Raw genomic sequence first — 15685 nt, forward strand, 5'->3', positions numbered from 1 at the left:
ACCACACCACCGAACAGACACTCACCACCGCCGCACCATGGACCTCACCCTGGCTACCCAAGAATTACGGACAAGACTTCTGGCCAGGCGCTTAGTTGCGGTAGTTGCGCGTGCAAGGACCGCAACTAGAGGACTAAACGCAGGTAGTTGTTGCCTTGCGCCCAGGTAGTCGCCCGCGGCCAGGAGCCCGTCCGGTGTAAGGCAGGATGGGCCGGGACCGTTCACCCGATCGAGGGAACCGATGTTCACCACGCGTGCCCGCCAAGCCTCTGTTCTCGTTGGCGTCGCCGTGCTGCTCGCCGCGTGCAGTGGGACTCCCGAGCAGCAGCCCCCGGCCGCCTCCGATGCCCCGCCCGCGTCGGCGAGCCAGGCACCGGCCGGGTCGTTCACCGTGGTCGCGACCGGTGACGTGCTGATCCACCCGGCGCTGACCGATCAGGCGAAGGAAGACGGCAAGGGGAAGATCGACTACCGGCCGCTGCTCGCCGGGATCAAACCGCTGATTTCGGGGGCGGACCTCGGCATCTGCCATCTGGAGACCCCGCTCGCGCCGAAGGGTGGCCCGTACAGCGGGTACCCGTCGTTCAGCGCGCCGCCCGAGATCGTCGACGCGCTCAAGGACACCGGGTACGACAACTGTTCGACGGCGTCCAACCACACGATCGACCAGGGTGCGGAAGGGGCGACTCGGACACTCGACGCGCTCGACGAGGCCGGGATCAAGCACACCGGTTCGGCGCGTTCGGCGGAAGAGGCGGAGAAGCCGCTGATCGTCGACGTCAACGGGGTCAAGGTCGCCCAGATCTCCTACGCCTACGGGTTCAACGGCATCAAGGTGCCTGCCGGGAAACCCTGGCTGGTCAACCAGATCGAGGCCGAAGACGTGATCGCCGCGGCCAAGGCGGCGCGCAAGGCCGGGGCGCAGATCGTCCTCGCGAGCCTGCACTGGGGCACCGAGTACCAGCACGAACCGAACGCGGATCAGCGCACGCTGGCGAAGAAACTACTCGGCGACGACTCGATCGACCTGATCATCGGCCACCACGCGCATGTCGTGCAGCCCTTCGAGCAAATCAACGGCAAGTGGGTCGCGTACGGCCTAGGCAACAGCGTCGCCCGGCATTCGGAGCCGAAAGGCTCGACCGAACAGGGCGCCGCCGCGCGGTTCCGGTTCGTGCGCGACGGCGAACGCTGGAAGGTCGACAAGGCCGAGTACGTCCCGACCCTGGTCGATCTCGGCCCGCCGATCCGGCTGCTCGACCTGACCGCCGGGCAAAGCGGGCACGCCGACGCGATCAAGGCCACCGACGAGGTGGTCCTCAGCCGCGGTGCCGGTGACCAGGGCCTGACCCGCCCCGGCCGCTGAATCCTTAAGCCTCGACCAGAACATGAGTGGGCCGGGCCCTTCCACCGGCCCGGGCCACCCATGCCCCCTCCGCGCCCGCCATCAATACCGTCGCCGCACCACCAGTTTCGCGAGGGCCGCGAGCTCGGCGCCTGGGCGGGGCACCGGATTCGCGACGGCGAGGTGGTGCAATGCGCCGGTCAGGAGCGCGTCGGCCTGCTCCTGGCTCCACGCCCGGCCGCCCGCCCGTTCCACCAGCGCCGCCGCGTGGGGCAGCTCCGCGGCGTCGAGGGTTTCCTTGCGGTACAAGACGTCCAGTTCTCGTCCGGCGTCGGTCCCGGAGTGGAGCGCGGCCACCACCGGCAGAGACTTCTTCCGGTTCGAGAGATCCGAGTGGACCGGTTTCCCGGTCACTGCCGGATCACCCCAGATCCCGAGTAGATCGTCGATATGCTGGAACGCCAGCCCGAGTGCCCTCCCGTACTCGGTCAGCCGGTCGATTTGATCCTCTCTCGCCTCCCCGGCGATCGCCCCGAGCGTGCACGACGCCCCGAGTAACGCGCCGGTCTTGCCTTCGGCCATCCGTACGCATTCGGTGGTGCCGACGTCCCCGCGTTCTTCGAATTTCAGATCCGCGCTCTGCCCTTCGAGCAGGTCGATCACGGCGGTGCTGAGCACCCGCAACGCGGTCTGCCCGAACGGCGAAAGCACCTCGAACGCCTGTGACAGCAGGGCGTCCCCGGCGAGGATCGCGGCGCCGGTGCCGAAGACGGTCCAGGCCGTCGGACGATGCCGCCGCGTGGTGTCGCGGTCCATCACGTCGTCGTGCAGCAGTGAGAAGTTGTGCACCATCTCCACCGCGACCCCCACCGGGACGGCGACTTCGGCGTCACCGCCGACGGCCTCGGCGGCCAGCAGGGCGAGTGCGGGCCGCAACGCCTTGCCACCGTCCGAAGTGGACGCCCGGCCGTGCTCGTCCCACCAGCCGAAGTGGTAGCCGGCGATCAACCGCATCGACTCCGGCAGTTTCCCGACGGCGTCCCGCAGCGCCGGGTCGAGCAGATTCCGGCTCCACGTCAGTACTTCGCCGGCGGGCCGGGCACCGGTGCCGGTGTCGATGGTGGTCAACGGACTCCCTCTCAGCCTTCACGCCCGAGTTCGGCGTTTTCCGGTATTTTCCAGCGCGGGTCCGCGTCAGGAGGATCGAGCCGGTATTTCCGCCCTGGTGAACTGCTGTTTCGTCAATTCGCGGGTACCCACTCGAATGGGCAGGCGTGAAACTGAACATAGCAAGCGGGAATGCCGGTACAAACACTCGAACGGGTCGCCCTCCGCATTCACCTGTTTGCCGGATTGGCCCGACGGACGTTCCCGCTACGGCCGTTCAGGCGACAACTTGCGAGGCATGTCGGTATACGGCCACGTCAGTGACGTCCCGTGGCTGCTCCTCACTCGGTCGTGAAGCCGTGTTCCCGGTGTGGTGACGGCCCTTTCCTGCCCGTGTCGGAAATCGTTTCGCGGTATGAGAAATTGGGCCGAGCCGGTGATGATCGACTTTCTTTTTTCCGCCGCTAGCATGAATTGATTCAACGGGGGTGTTCGCGGCACCGAACGGTGAACTAGTTTCAGCAGTCTTCACGGGGTAAGGAGTCGAATGGGCATTTACCTGACCGGCATCGCCTGGGTCGTCGGCGCGGCCGTCGTCGCGGGGTTTGTTGGCTACCTCGTCCGCAGGTTCGGCTGGGACGAAGGGCGGCCCGACAACAACGACGCCGCCGGCCAAGTGTTCACCATCGTCGGCGGGCTGCACGCCGTACTGGTCGCGTTCATCCTCATCTCCCTGTTCGACTCCACGAGCGCGGCGCGGGAAGGGGCCTATCGCGAGGCGGACAGCCTGGTCGCCGCCGTCTGGGCCGCGGATTCCCTCGGTCCGGAGGTCAAGGACGAGGTCCGGAAGCTGAGCGCCGAGTACATGATCACCGTCGAGCAGCAGGAGTGGCCGCTGATGGCCGAGGGTGGCGAGACCGTCCCCGACACCGGCTGGACCCAGCTCGACCAGCTGCGCAAGGCGGTGGACAAGGCCGCCACGGACGACGACTGGGTCCGTGAACGCAAGACCGAGGCGACCACCCAGCTCTGGCAGGTCTACGAGGCGAGGCAGGATCGGCTCAGCGCCGTCGAGGGCGGCAAGGTCGGCGGCGTCGTCTGGTTCGCGCTCATTCTCGGCAGCCTCATTTCGGTGCTGCTGCCCAACCTGTTCGGCGGCACCCGGCTGGCCGCGCATCTGGTCATCGTCTCCACCCTGGCCGGCACGATCACCCTGTTGTTGTTCGCGATCTACCAGCTGCAGAACCCGTTCGGCGGCGGCGTGCGGATCCCGCCCGACGCGTTCACCGCCGCGCGGGCAAGGATCGCCTGATCCCGTGGAGACCGTGACGCGGGCAGCGGCGACGGTGGCCGTCGCCGGGCTGGTCGGCGCGTCGGCGCTGCTGGCCCCGATGGCCGCGCTCGCCGCCGAGACCTGCCTGGTGGTGCAGGCCGAAACCGGGTCGTACGGGAAGTCGAAGCTGCGCTGGATCGACGTGGGTTCGGGCACCACCTCGCGGGTGACCGAGTCCGGGTACCGGCTCAACGCGCTGGGCTACTCCGCGACGCGGGATCTGGTCTACGGCGTCGCCGAAGGGATCGGCAAGGGTGCGCACGCCGTGACGATCGCCCGCGACGGGCGGACGGAGGACCTCGGGCCGATCACGCGGGCGGGGAACCGGCTTCCGGTGTGGAGCCCGGTCGCCGGGGTGACCGCCGGCGCGATCGGCGGGAATTCCTGGTACCTGCTCAGGAACGGCACTCTGTACACAGTGGACTTGACGCCGGGGGAGCGGTACCTGAGGGTGATCCGGACGGTGTTCCTGCGGCCGATCACCCGCGCCCACGACGTCAACGACTTCGCCTACCACAACGGACTGCTCTACGGCGTTGCCACGACCTGGCGCGGAAAAGGCGTCGTGGTCACCATCGACCCGGCGACCGGAAAGGTCTTCGAGGGCGACGATTCGCGATTCCCGCCCGCCGACGTCTACGGTTCGGTGGTACTCGCCCGGGACGGCTCCCTGTACGCCACCGCGAACCGGATCGGCGGGCGCAGCGTGCTCTACCGGCTCGACCGCGCCGGCCGGGTGACCGAGGTGCGCTCGGGCCCGCCGCTGGCGGGTTCGGACGCCGCGGGCTGCCTCACCGCGCCCAAGGCCCCCGAACCGCCGAAACCGGAACCACCCAAGCCGACACCCACTCCGACACCGACTCCTTCGCGTACTCCCACACCGAGTCCGACGCCTACGCCCACTCCGACGTCCCCGAGTCCGACGCCCAGCCCGACCCCGACCCCGACCCCGACGCCTACGCCGTCGCCGAGTCCGACCTCGGCGCCCGCGGTGGTCCCGCCTCGGGTGACGCCCACTCCCACGGTCCCGAAGCCGACGCGCAAGGTGGCGCCGACCCAGGTCCGTGAGTCGGCGGCGGAAATCGATCCGCACAAGCGGACGAAGGAGAAACGCCGGTGGGGACTGACCGCGTTGATCCTGATCCTCGGCGGCGGGGCCGCGGCGGGTGCCGTCCGGCGAGCCCGGTGAGTCAGTACTTGAACTGGTCCACGTTCTCGCGGGTGATCAGCAGCGGGTCACCCAGCAGCACGGTCTTCGTGGCCTCGTCGTACTTGATCGCCGGGAGTTCGAGGTTGACCTTGTTCGTCGGGCCGAGTTGTTTACCCTCGGCGACCTGCTTACCCGCCCACGCGGTGAGGTAGCCGAGCGACTCGACGTTCCACAGCACCGAAAGGGACGCGGAGCCGTCGAGCAGATACGGCTTGATGACCTGCGGTGTCCCGACGCCGACGGTGAACACGTTCCCGATCTTCTGCTGCGAGCGGACCGCCTCGGCGACCCCGGGTGCGGACGTCGTGCACTCGCCGACCAGGCCGGTGAGGTCCGGGTACTTGGTCATCAGGCCCTTGGCCAGCGCGGTGGCGTTGCCCTTGTCTTCGCCCGCGTAGACCGTCTCGACCAGCTGGGCCCGGGGATACCGGATGGAGGTATAGGAGCGCTGGACGGCGATCCACGCGTTGAGGTTCTCGGCGGTCTCGCCACAGGAGACGATCGCGTACTTGCCCGCGCCACCCATCTTCTTCATCAGCGCGTCGGTGAGTGCCCTGCCGATGCCGTCGGGGGTCGCCTGGTTGACGAAGAGCTCGCGATCGCTGCCCGGCGCGTCGGTGTCCGAAGTGATCACGCGGACGCCCTTGGTCCTTGCCTCGCTGATCACCGGCGCCATCGCCTTGGGGTCGTTCGGGGCGATCGCGATCACGTCGACCCGCTGGTCAACGAGGCCACGCACGATCGAAGCCTGCGCCGCGGGGTCCACCGTGGCCGGTCCGGTCGAGGTCCATTCGACACCGAGCTGCTTGGCCGCGGCGTTCCCGCCGGTGTTCATCGCTTCGAAGTACGGGATGCCGGCGACCTTCGGCACGAACGCGATCCGGATCGGCTTGGCAGGCACTCCCGCCGCTTCCTTGCCGTCGCAGCCGGTCAGCCCGGCGGCCGCGCCCAAAACGAGCGCGGCGGCCACAACGAGCGTCTTCGTCGGCCCTCGCATCTCCACCCCATAGTCACGGAACTACCTGAATCAAGCCGATCGGGTCTGCGCGCGGTGGAGACCTCCGGCGAAACTAAGGTCTTTGGTTACCCCGGTCAACCGGATGAGCGCAAAGGGTTACGGAAGTGAGTTCATCGACCTGGCCCGATTACCGGTTCGGCCTATCGGCGTAACGGTCTGCTACCGAAGAGGCGCGGATCACTCGGCCAAAGATACGGGTGGGGGGTATATTGGCCCGCATGAACGAGACAAGGCATGGAGCGAGCTGGTCGATGGCGGCGTCGGCGACCCTGCACTGCCTCACCGGCTGTGCGATCGGTGAGGTACTCGGCATGGTGATCGGCACGGCGTTCGGCCTGCACAACGCGGCGACGATCGTCCTTTCCATCGCGCTGGCGTTCGTCTTCGGTTACGCGCTGACGATGCGTGGCGTGCTCAAGTCGGGTCTCGCGTTCGGCGCCGCGCTCAAGGTGGCGCTGGCCGCCGACACCGTGTCGATCGCGGTCATGGAGCTCGTCGACAACGGGGTCATGGTGGTGGTGCCGGGTGCCATGGACGCCGGGCTCGGGAGCCTGCTGTTCTGGGGTGCGCTGGCGTTCTCGCTCGCCATCGCGTTCGTGCTGACGGTGCCGGTGAACAAAGGGATGATCGGGCGCGGCCTCGGGCACGCGAAGGTCCACGCGCACCACGCGCACTGAGTCCCGGGGAGGCGAAGGGAGCGTTCGCCGCGGGTGATGCGGGGAAAGCTCCCTTCGGCTCTACGCGGGCGGCCGGATCGCCAGCGCGTGGTTGAACACGTCGCGGGGATCCCAGCGTGCCTTGATCTTCTGCAGCCGCGGGTAGTTTCCCTTGTAGTACAAGGTGGACCACGGGATCCCGGAGGTGTTGATGGCCGGGTCCGCCAGATCGTTGTCCGGGTAGTTGATGTAGGCGCCGTCCCTCGGGTCGGGAACCCCGCCGGTCTCGGCGTACACGTTCCGGTAGAACTCCCGGATCCACGCGTCGTGAATCGCGTCCTTCGCGGGGTCGTCCCATGCCGAGACGTAGGTCAGCTTGATCACCGCGTCCCTGGTGGCGAAGGCGGTGGCCGCCGGGTCCACGGCGTTGATCCGGCCGCCGTAGCTCGCCAGGCCGACCGACCCGTTGAGCAGGCTTCCGTCATGCGGAGCGGCGAGCTGGCGATAGATGGCCCGGATCTGGTTCGCGGTGAAGCCCGCCCGCAGATAGCCGGATTTGGCCCGGAGCCGGAACGGCTTCGAGTCCGGCGACCCCGCCAAAGCCGTCGCCAGATACGGCTTGCGTGCTCTGACCAGGTTCTTCGGCGTGCCGACGCCTTCACTGAGCTTGGCGAGGTAGTCGTCGAGGAGGTGTTCGGCATTCGGGCCGAAAGCCTGGCCGAGGGTGAGATGCCGTCCGGCGTCGCGGGTGTGCAGGATCAGCTCGCAGTACAGCTGGGTGCCCGGCGCGCCCGGGGCGCTGTTCGCCTCGATCCACCGGCTGTGGTTGTCCATCAGCCGGGCGAAGGTCTTCTCGTCCATCCCCTCCGACGGCCACTCGCAGCTGAAGTCCAATGTGGACTCCGGCGCCCTCGGCAGCAGCCGGGTGGGATCCGTGCCCGTGGCACCCGGGGTCTTCAGCCAGTATTTGGTGACAATGCCGAAATTGCCACCCGCGCCGCCGGTGTGCGCCCACCACAGGTCGTGGTGGGGATCGGCCTCGTCGCGGGTCGCCACGACGGTGCGGACCTCGCCCGACTTGCCGACCACCACCACTTCGACGGCCTCGACGTAATCGACCGTGAGCCCGTGGATGCGGGACAACACGCCGTAACCGCCACCGCAGATATGCCCGCCGACGCCGACCCGGGGGCACCAGCCTGCCGGGATGGTCACGCCCCAGCCGAGGAACAGCCGCCGGTAGACGTCATCGCCGAGCAGTGCCCCGCCCTCGATCGCGAAGGCGCCGCGCTGGCGGTCGAAATACACCTGGCGCATACCGGACAGATCGATGATCGCGCGGACCGCGGGATTGTCCACGAAATCCGACAGGCAGTGCCCGCCGCTGCGCACCGCCACCTTCTTTCCGGCCCGCACCGCGTCCCGGAGCGCCTGCTCGACCTGTTCGGCCGAGCCCACGACGCAGACGTAGTCCGGTTTCGCCACATAGCGTTTGTGGCCACGCCGGACCAGATCCTGGTACCGCAGGTCTTCCGGGCCGACCACCACCGGCCCCAGCGGGGGAACGCACTCACCCCCGGCTTCGGCCGTCACCGCCGAGGGAGCGCCGATTCCCTGTGCGGTGGCCAAACCGGCGACGGTCAACCCGGCGCCGCGCAGCATCGTCCGTCGATTCAACCCTGACATCTGTTCGTCCTCCCCAGTCGGACAGCCAGATCATCGCGTGAACAGATGATCTGTTTCACAGATTTAGGCTACACACGACGCGGGGCGGGCGCTACACACTCGAAAGGTCGTGAGTGATTTGGGTCGTTCTGACGAAGGGTGTTTTAGGTACCTACGGCGGGTGAGCTGGGTAGCGGCCGGTCCTTGGCGGACTCTTTGAGGGACCCCAGAGTCCCTCAAGGCGCGTGAAGGACCCCTTCCCTCGGCTCAGCCGAGCAAACTCGACCTTCACACCTTCCCCCAGTACAGGAAGGCCCCCTTCCCTGCGCTAGGCGCAAGGAAGGGGGCCTTCCTGTACTTCACGCGAGCAACACACGTAAGTCCTCACGAGCGGGCTCGCTCTAACGACCCACAACACTCACGAGATCCTGCCCACTCGGTACCGGCGCCCGTTGCTCGCCTCAAGTACACGAAGGCCCCCTTCCTTGCGCCTAGGTACAGCAAGGGGGCCTTCACGTACCTAGGCAAGGAGATCTTCACCGACCTGACCCACGCACGATCAGCCCCGCGCAGCCAAATCCAGTAGGAACTCAAGACACTCTTGGCCCTAACGACCCAAATCACTCACGACCCCGCTGTCCGTGTCAGACACGCCCTAGCACTTCGGTGCGACAGGCAGATCCGATCCGGTTTTCAGGTAGGTGTCGGAGACGTAATGCCCGGGGCCGATCCGGTCCCAGATATTGCTGGTGCCGAACGTGCCGGTGACGGTCTCGCCCTCGACGTAGCATTCGATGTTGACCTTCGCGTAGTTCGCCGCGAGACCCTTGGCCGACGCCGTGGTGCTCGCCGAAGACCGCACGTTCATCGGGTCGCCGGCGGTGCTGACCACGCCGGTCGGGCCGGAGCCGGTCCACAGGTAGGAGACGTTGACCCAGCCGTTGTCGGACATCTTCAGGCCGTCCCAGAAGGTGCCGTCCGCGAGGTCGATCCCCGCCGGGTTGGCGGGTTTGCGGCCGAACTCGTCCTTGCCGCCGTTGTAGCCGTCCTGGTACGCGGCCTGCGCTTCGGGCTTGCCCTGCGGCAGGTTCTTCCACATCTGGCGGGTGGCCGACGGGTTCCAGTAGTCGTCCTTGGTGTTCCACGGGCCGACGTCCCACACCGGCGCGTACTCGCAGCGGCTGTTGTCGGTCCGGCAGACGCGGACGGTGTAGTTACCGGTGTTCTTGGCCGCCAGGCCGCGGCCCGAGGGCAGTGCGACGAAGTGATCGCGGGACTTGATCACGTGCCCGTTGGCGGTGGTGCCGCCGGTGAGACCTTCACGGGTGCCGAAGACCTTGTAGGTCAATGAGGCGGCGGCCGCGCCGATCGCGTTCGCCTGCGGGCCGAGTTCGCCCTTGAGCGTGACGTCGCGGACCTTCGCGGTCACGCCGTCGTCCGTGGTGCGCAGTCCGATGCGGACCTGCACCGTGGTGACCGAAGTGGACAGCTGGGCGGCGCCGTCCTCGATGGGTGTCCACTCCGTCCAGTCGTTGGCGTTGAGCTTCCCCCGGACGTCGACCTCGACGGCGGTGCCCTTCGGTGCGTCGGCGGCCACCTTGGCGCTGACGCGGTTCACCGGCTTCCCGAGGTTCTGTTCGGCCAGCAGCAGGTAACCCTGGCTGCCGATGGAGTCCGGTTTTCTGTGCCAGGCGGCGTTTTCGAGACTGAGCACGCCGCCGTCGCTACGGACGTTGACGTCATCGTCGTCCACAGTGGACAGGTCGGCGCGCCAGCTTCCTTCTGGCGCCGCGTTCGCGGGGCCGGCGGCCAGCGCGGTGACCGCCCCCATGGCCAGCACGGCCGCCATTACTCGGCGGGCCTTCACGGTCCGGACCATTCCGGTCTCCCTTCGAGCACTCTCGGTTGCTACGAAGGGAGCTTCGCCGGACCTTGTACACGATCGATACAAACGCACGGACTTCTGGGACTTAGGCGGAAGCTGGCTTCCCGTAGGACGCTTCGGCCGATTCCTGCAAGCGTGAAGCGAGCGCGGATTCCTGTGGCCGCGCCGAGAGTTCCCGCCACAACGCCAGCGCGCGTTCCGAGTACGTCCGCGACCGCTCCGGCTGGCTCAGTGCCTCGTGCAGTTCCCCGAGCAACTGCGACACCTCCGCCTCGGACCGCCGGTCGCCGTTGCGCCGGTGCACGCTCAGCGAGTTGACCAGCAGCAGTTGCGCGTGTGCCAGATCCCCGCTGTGCAGATAGAGCTCGCCGAGATTCTGGTTCGCGTAGCCGACGCAATGGTCGTCGCCGAGTTCGTTGAAGATCGCGATCGCCCGGTCGACCCGCTCCCGCGCGACGGCGAGGTTGCCCTGATGCTGCCGCAGCATCGCGAGCCGCTTCAGCGCGTGTGCCTCCCGGTGCCGGTCACCGATCGCGGCGGACTGTTCGAGTGCCTCGGTGAACCAGCGTTCCGCTTCGGCGAACCGGTGCCGTGCCAGCCACACCGCGCCGATCGCGATCCGCGCGACGGCCTCGCCGTGCGGATCACCGGCTGCGGAGAACTGGTCCAGTGCCGCGTGACAGTGCTCCAGCGCGACGGCGACGTCACCTTTGATCCGCAGCACGGTGCCGAGCCCGGCCAAGGCGATCGCCGCGCCCCGCGGGTCGCCGATCTTGTCGAACAGCAGTTGCGACTGCTCGAACGAGACCAGCGCTTCGGCGTAGCTGTCCTGGTACAGCTGGATCTGCCCGAGGTTGCGCTGGATGATCGCCTCCCCTCGGATCTCGCCGGACCGGCGGGCGGCGGCCAGCGCCACGGCATGCGTATGCAGCCAGTCGTCCTGGTGCCCGCGCTGGTCGAAGTACGGCGCGAGCGCGGCGGCGAGGCGCCAGGCCAGCGCGTCGAAGCCGAGTTCGGCGGCCAGCGAGACGGCGGCGACGCAGGTGTGCCGTTCGGCGGCGAACCACGCGGCCGGATCCTCCACCAGCTGCCCGGTCCCCGGTGGGAGACCCGGCTGCACGGCCGTGTCGTCCCGGTAGAGCCCGTAGAAATGGATCGGCAGCCTGCCTGCGGCTTCGAGCGCGAGCGCGAGATACCCCTCCAGTACCCGTTTCGTGGCATCGCGTGCCTTCCCCGGGACGTCCTGGGCGCGGAGTTCGACGGCGTAGCACCGCAGCAGGTCGTGCAGCCCGTAGCGGGGTTCACCGGTGCCGTCGGAACCGAGGAGTTCGACCAGATGGGCGTCCACCAGTACGTCCAGGACGTCATCGGCGTGAGGGCGGCCGAGCAGCGCCGCGACCACCCAGGCGGGGAACTGGACGGAGCCGAGCCCGCCGAGGCCGCGGAACGCGGTCGCCGCGGACATCGGCAGGAGGTCGTAGCTGAGGGTGACGCTGGCCCGGACGGCCAGATCCCCGACGCGGAGTTCGTCCAGTCTTCGTCTCTCGTCCCGCAGCCGGTCCGCGAGCACGCGCAGCGTCCAGCCCGGCCGATGGGTCAGCTTCGCCCCGGCGACCCGGATCGCCAGCGGGAGATACCCGCAGTGACGCAGGATCGCGGTCGCGCACTCCGGTTCGGCGGCGACCCGTTCCGCGCCGACGATGCCTTCGAGAAGTGCCGCGGCCTCGGCTTCGGGCAGGAGGTCGACGTCGACCGGCGTGGCCCCGGCCAGATCCGGCAGCCGTACCCGGCTGGTGACCAGCACCGCGCAGGAGCCCGCGCCCGGCAGGAGCGGCCGGACCTGTGCCGCGCTGCCCGCGTCGTCGAGGACGACGCACATCCGCGCCCCCGTCAGCCGGGATCGCAGCAGCGCCGCGCGTTCGGCGAGATCACGCGGCAGGCCCGCGTCGGGGACGCCCAGTGCGCGGAGCAACTCGGCGAGCACGGTCATCGGGGGCCGGGGCGAGGACGACGTCCCGGCGAGGTCCACGTGCAACTGGCCGTCGGGGAAGTCCTCCCGCACCGCGTGCGCGACCCGGACGGCGACCGAGGATTTGCCGACCCCCGGCGCCCCCGACAGCACCGCGATCGCGGGTTTCCCCTGCTCACGACGTTTGCGGAAGAGCTCGACGAGCTCGCCGACCACGACGTCGCGGCCGGTGAAGTCCGGCAGGTCCAGCGGCAGCTGGCAGACCGGCGCGGTCGGCCGTGTGACGGTTTCCGGGGAGCCTGACGGCGTGACGATCAGCGAGGCCCGTAGCTCCTTCAACCGCGAACCCGGTTCCGTGCCGAGTTCGTCGGCCAGTACCTTTTCGGCCGTTTCGTAGACCTCGATCGCGTCGGCGGTGCGGCCGTCGGCCCGCAACGCGACGATCAGCTGCTGCCAGAGTTCCTCACGCAGCGGATGTTCGGTGACCAGGCCACGCAGCTCGGCGACGGCTTCGCAGGGGCGGCCCAGTTCGATCCTGGCCCGCAGCCGGTGTTCCGAGACCGCGAGCCGCAATTCCGTCAGCCGGGCGACGGCCGCGCCCCAGCCGTGGTCGTGGGGGAGCCCTTCGAGGACTTCTCCGCGCCACAGCGCTTCGGCTTGATCCAGCAGGTCGAGTGCGGCTTCGGCCTCGCCGCGGCCGAGCGCGGCCTGCGCGCGGGCGGCCAGCTCGCCGAACATGATGTGATCGATCTCCGCCGGGCTCGCCTTGAGGATGTAGCCGGACGCCCGGCTGCCGATCCGTTCCCCTAGCGCGGGATCGCTGTCGGCAAGGCGTTTGCGGAGTGAATGGACGTAGGTGCGGATATTCGCCGCCGCCGAGCGGGGGGCCGACGAGGGCCACAGGACCTCGATCAGCAGCTCGGTGGAGACGACGACGTTGGGCTGGAGCAAGAGGGCAGCGAGGAGCAGGCGAGGTTTGGGGCCGCCGAGCGGCACCACCTGTCCGTCCACCGCCACTTCGAGCGGACCGAGAACGCGAAACCCGAGAATAGTCACCTAAACCGCCAATACGGCAGGAGCCCCATATCGGCCGATCGTATTGCCGCCCGGCCGTCGTTGGCTAGATCCATTCGCATGCATGTGCAGACGGTGGTTCCGGTTTGTACGGGATGTGTACGACGCCGGATGACGCTGGAAGCCATGAAACGTTCAAGTATCCGGCGAATCGCCGGTTTCTTCCTCGTGCTGGCGACCGCGGGTGCCCTTGGTCTCGCCGGTGCGACTCCCGCGCTGGCCGCGGGGACCGGGACCGTGAAGACCGCGGGTGACCCGCTGAATGTGCGCCGTGCCCCGAGTACCGGCTCGACGGCGGTGCGCACGGTGGCGAACGGGGCGACGGTGACCATCGACTGCCAGACGATCGGGACCGAGGTCACCGGTCCCTATGGCAAGACGACGTTATGGGACTACGTTCCCGCACTCGGCGGTTACATTTCGGACGGATATGTCTACACGGGCTCGGATCAGCGGATCGCGTCCGACTGCGGCGTCGGCTCCGGCAGCGCCGAATGTTCCACCGGTGTGTGCGCCGGCGAAGGACAGTTCCGTTCATCTGATGCTCATTTCCTGGTCTACGACAAGGACGCCGACGGCAAGTCCGCCGTGGTCGCCTACTGGCTGAAGGGCGGCGCGGGCCCGTTCTACGTCTGGGCGTCCGGCGGCAACGGCACACACGTCGACAAGGCCGTACCGGTCGCGAAGGGGTCGTGGGTCTACTACAAGGTCTGCGTCGCCAACGCTTCCGCGAATCCCGCCCTCGAAGCCTGCAGTGGCGGCATCACCGATTACGCCGCGTGAAATCCCTCCCCGTTCTTTCCCCACTTCGAAAGGTTGAATTCTCATGGGTCAGGTGAACCGGCGGGCGGTACTCCTCGGTGGAGCGGCGGTGTCCGCGGCGGCGTTGTCGTCGACGCTGCCGTCGTGGGCGAACGCGAGAACGATGGCGGCCGCCCCCGCCATCCGTGACCCGTTCCAGCTCGGCGTCGCCTCGGGCGACCCGCTGCCGGACAGCGTCGTACTCTGGACGCGGCTCGCACCCGCCCCGCTCAACCCCGACGGTTTCGGCGGCATGCCGGACGCTTCGTACACAGTGGACTGGGAGATCGCGAACGACCAGGCGTTCTCGTCGGTCGTCCAGAAGGGCACGGTGGACGCGGTCCGCGCTTCCGGGCACAGCGTGCACCTCGAACCGGCAGGCCTGCAGCCGGGCCGTGAGTACTTCTACCGGTTCAAGGCCGGTGGCTACCTCTCTCCGGTCGGCCGCACCCGGACGGCGCCCGCCGCCGGTGCCGCCGTCGATCAGCTGAAATACTGCTTCTCCTCGTGCCAGCACTGGGAGGAGGGCTGGTACCACTCGTACAAGGGAATGCTCGCCGACGACCCGGATCTGGTGCTCTTCCTCGGCGATTACATGTACGAGCGGAAGTCCGGCCGCGTCGCCGCCGAACGCAACCCGCGCAAACTGGCCTTCACCGAGGACGTGACGACGCTGGCGCAGTACCGCGCCCGGCACGCGCAGCACAAGACCGACGCCGACCTCCAGAACGCGCACGCGATGGCGCCGTGGCTCGTGGTCTTCGACGACCACGAGGTGATGAACAACTGGAACTCCACCACCAGCCCGGCGACGACGGCCCGCAAGGCCGCCGGCTTCCAGGCGTTCTACGAGAACATGCCGATCCGCTCCACGGCCAAGCCCAGCGGGGCGACGATCCGGCTGTACCGCCAGTTCGGCTGGGGCGACCTCGCCCGGTTCCACCTGCTCGACACGCGGCAGTACCGCAACGCGCAGGTGCCGGACCCCGCCGGTTCGGCGGGACCGGCGTGCACCGACATGCGGGCGACGTCACGCAGCATCCTCGGCACCGCGCAGGAAGCGTGGCTGCTGAAGGCACTGGAGACACATCCGGCGAAGTGGGACTTCCTGGGGCAGCAGGTCTTCTTCGCCACCCGGGACGGCGACGGCAACAAGGCGACCTGTGAAAGCCCCGACTCCTGGCAAGGTTACGAGGCTTCGCGCGACAGGATCGCGAAGGGCATCGTGGACCGCAAGGTGCCGAACCCGATCGTGCTGACCGGCGACGTCCACCGGCACTGGGCGGCCGACCTGAGGCGCGACTACTTCAACCACAGCGACCCGGTCTTCGGCTCGGAACTCGTGACGACTTCGGTGACGAGCAACAGCGACACCGCGACCGACCCGTCGTCGGCCTGGCTCTCGAACAACCCGCACATCAAGTACTGCCGGGGAAAGCGCGGCTACGTGCGGGTGACGGCGTCGCAGACGCAGATGCGTGCGGATTTCATGACCGTCTCGGACACCACCGAGCAGGACTTCTCGAAGGTGACCCTGGCCGCGGACCGCGGCTATGTCGTGGAAGCGGGAAAGCCGGGGCTGCAGAAGTCGTGAGTGATTTGGGTCGTTCTAACAACCCAAA

11 protein-coding genes are annotated in these 15685 nt (G+C 68.2%); 6 read left to right on the plus strand and 5 right to left on the minus strand.

What is annotated here, in order from left to right; all coding sequences use genetic code 11:
- Positions 1 to 241: 241 nt before the first annotated feature.
- Positions 242 to 1366, plus strand: coding sequence for a CapA family protein (locus tag AB0M65_RS34065; RefSeq protein WP_364037177.1), 1125 nt, complete (start codon positions 242 to 244; stop codon positions 1364 to 1366).
- Positions 1367 to 1447: 81 nt separating this feature from the next.
- Here AB0M65_RS34065 and AB0M65_RS34070 read toward each other — a convergent pair whose 3' ends face one another.
- The gene (locus tag AB0M65_RS34070) at positions 1448 to 2473 is read right to left on the minus strand and encodes a family 2 encapsulin nanocompartment cargo protein polyprenyl transferase (protein ID WP_364037180.1); all 1026 of its coding nucleotides are present in this window, start codon (positions 2471 to 2473) and stop codon (positions 1448 to 1450) included.
- 526 nt (positions 2474 to 2999) lie between these two features.
- Between AB0M65_RS34070 and AB0M65_RS34075 the strand changes: the two genes are divergently transcribed.
- The gene (locus tag AB0M65_RS34075) at positions 3000 to 3764 is read left to right on the plus strand and encodes a hypothetical protein (protein ID WP_364037183.1); all 765 of its coding nucleotides are present in this window, start codon (positions 3000 to 3002) and stop codon (positions 3762 to 3764) included.
- Between the two features lie 4 nt (positions 3765 to 3768).
- Positions 3769 to 4974: a serine protease gene (locus AB0M65_RS34080; protein ID WP_364037186.1), complete on the plus strand. Its 1206-nt coding sequence runs from the start codon at positions 3769 to 3771 to the stop codon at positions 4972 to 4974.
- A 1-nt stretch (position 4975) separates the two neighbouring features.
- Here the strand turns inward: AB0M65_RS34080 and AB0M65_RS34085 are convergent, their stop codons facing one another.
- Positions 4976 to 5992: an autoinducer 2 ABC transporter substrate-binding protein gene (locus AB0M65_RS34085; protein WP_364037189.1), complete on the minus strand. Its 1017-nt coding sequence runs from the start codon at positions 5990 to 5992 to the stop codon at positions 4976 to 4978.
- A 239-nt stretch (positions 5993 to 6231) separates the two neighbouring features.
- Between AB0M65_RS34085 and AB0M65_RS34090 the strand changes: the two genes are divergently transcribed.
- A complete protein-coding gene (locus tag AB0M65_RS34090; protein WP_364037192.1) occupies positions 6232 to 6690 on the plus strand; it encodes a DUF4396 domain-containing protein in 459 nt (152 codons plus the stop codon).
- Between the two features lie 60 nt (positions 6691 to 6750).
- Here AB0M65_RS34090 and AB0M65_RS34095 read toward each other — a convergent pair whose 3' ends face one another.
- The 3 genes from AB0M65_RS34095 to AB0M65_RS34105 all read right to left on the minus strand — a co-directional run bounded on the left by AB0M65_RS34095 (position 6751) and on the right by AB0M65_RS34105 (position 13244).
- Complete coding sequence (locus AB0M65_RS34095; RefSeq protein ID WP_364037195.1) at positions 6751 to 8355, minus strand: BBE domain-containing protein; 1605 nt, start codon at positions 8353 to 8355, stop codon at positions 6751 to 6753.
- A 634-nt stretch (positions 8356 to 8989) separates the two neighbouring features.
- Positions 8990 to 10213 (minus strand): hypothetical protein, encoded by a 1224-nt coding sequence (locus AB0M65_RS34100; RefSeq protein ID WP_364037198.1) that lies wholly within the window; start codon positions 10211 to 10213, stop codon positions 8990 to 8992.
- A 91-nt stretch (positions 10214 to 10304) separates the two neighbouring features.
- The gene (locus AB0M65_RS34105) at positions 10305 to 13244 is read right to left on the minus strand and encodes a BTAD domain-containing putative transcriptional regulator (protein ID WP_364037200.1); all 2940 of its coding nucleotides are present in this window, start codon (positions 13242 to 13244) and stop codon (positions 10305 to 10307) included.
- A 144-nt stretch (positions 13245 to 13388) separates the two neighbouring features.
- Between AB0M65_RS34105 and AB0M65_RS34110 the strand changes: the two genes are divergently transcribed.
- Positions 13389 to 14045, plus strand: a complete 657-nt coding sequence (locus tag AB0M65_RS34110; RefSeq protein ID WP_364037203.1) for a hypothetical protein — start codon at positions 13389 to 13391, stop codon at positions 14043 to 14045.
- Positions 14046 to 14088: 43 nt separating this feature from the next.
- Complete coding sequence (locus AB0M65_RS34115) at positions 14089 to 15657, plus strand: alkaline phosphatase D family protein (protein WP_364037206.1); 1569 nt, start codon at positions 14089 to 14091, stop codon at positions 15655 to 15657.
- Positions 15658 to 15685: the final 28 nt, after the last annotated feature.

It is taken from the genome of Amycolatopsis sp. NPDC051071, from assembly GCF_040682875.1.
GTDB lineage: Bacteria > Actinomycetota > Actinomycetes > Mycobacteriales > Pseudonocardiaceae > Amycolatopsis.

Bases quoted from the DNA above. Each gene is read 5' to 3' on its own strand.
- AB0M65_RS34065 (WP_364037177.1), top strand. From the start codon at position 242: ATGTTCACCACGCGTGCCCGCCAAGCCTCTGTTCTCGTTGGCGTCGCC.
- AB0M65_RS34075 (WP_364037183.1), top strand. From the start codon at position 3,000: ATGGGCATTTACCTGACCGGCATCGCCTGGGTCGTCGGCGCGGCCGTC.
- AB0M65_RS34085 (WP_364037189.1), bottom strand. From the start codon at position 5,992: ATGCGAGGGCCGACGAAGACGCTCGTTGTGGCCGCCGCGCTCGTTTTG.
- AB0M65_RS34090 (WP_364037192.1), top strand. From the start codon at position 6,232: ATGAACGAGACAAGGCATGGAGCGAGCTGGTCGATGGCGGCGTCGGCG.
- AB0M65_RS34095 (WP_364037195.1), bottom strand. From the start codon at position 8,355: ATGTCAGGGTTGAATCGACGGACGATGCTGCGCGGCGCCGGGTTGACC.
- AB0M65_RS34100 (WP_364037198.1), bottom strand. From the start codon at position 10,213: ATGGTCCGGACCGTGAAGGCCCGCCGAGTAATGGCGGCCGTGCTGGCC.
- AB0M65_RS34110 (WP_364037203.1), top strand. From the start codon at position 13,389: ATGAAACGTTCAAGTATCCGGCGAATCGCCGGTTTCTTCCTCGTGCTG.
- AB0M65_RS34115 (WP_364037206.1), top strand. From the start codon at position 14,089: ATGGGTCAGGTGAACCGGCGGGCGGTACTCCTCGGTGGAGCGGCGGTG.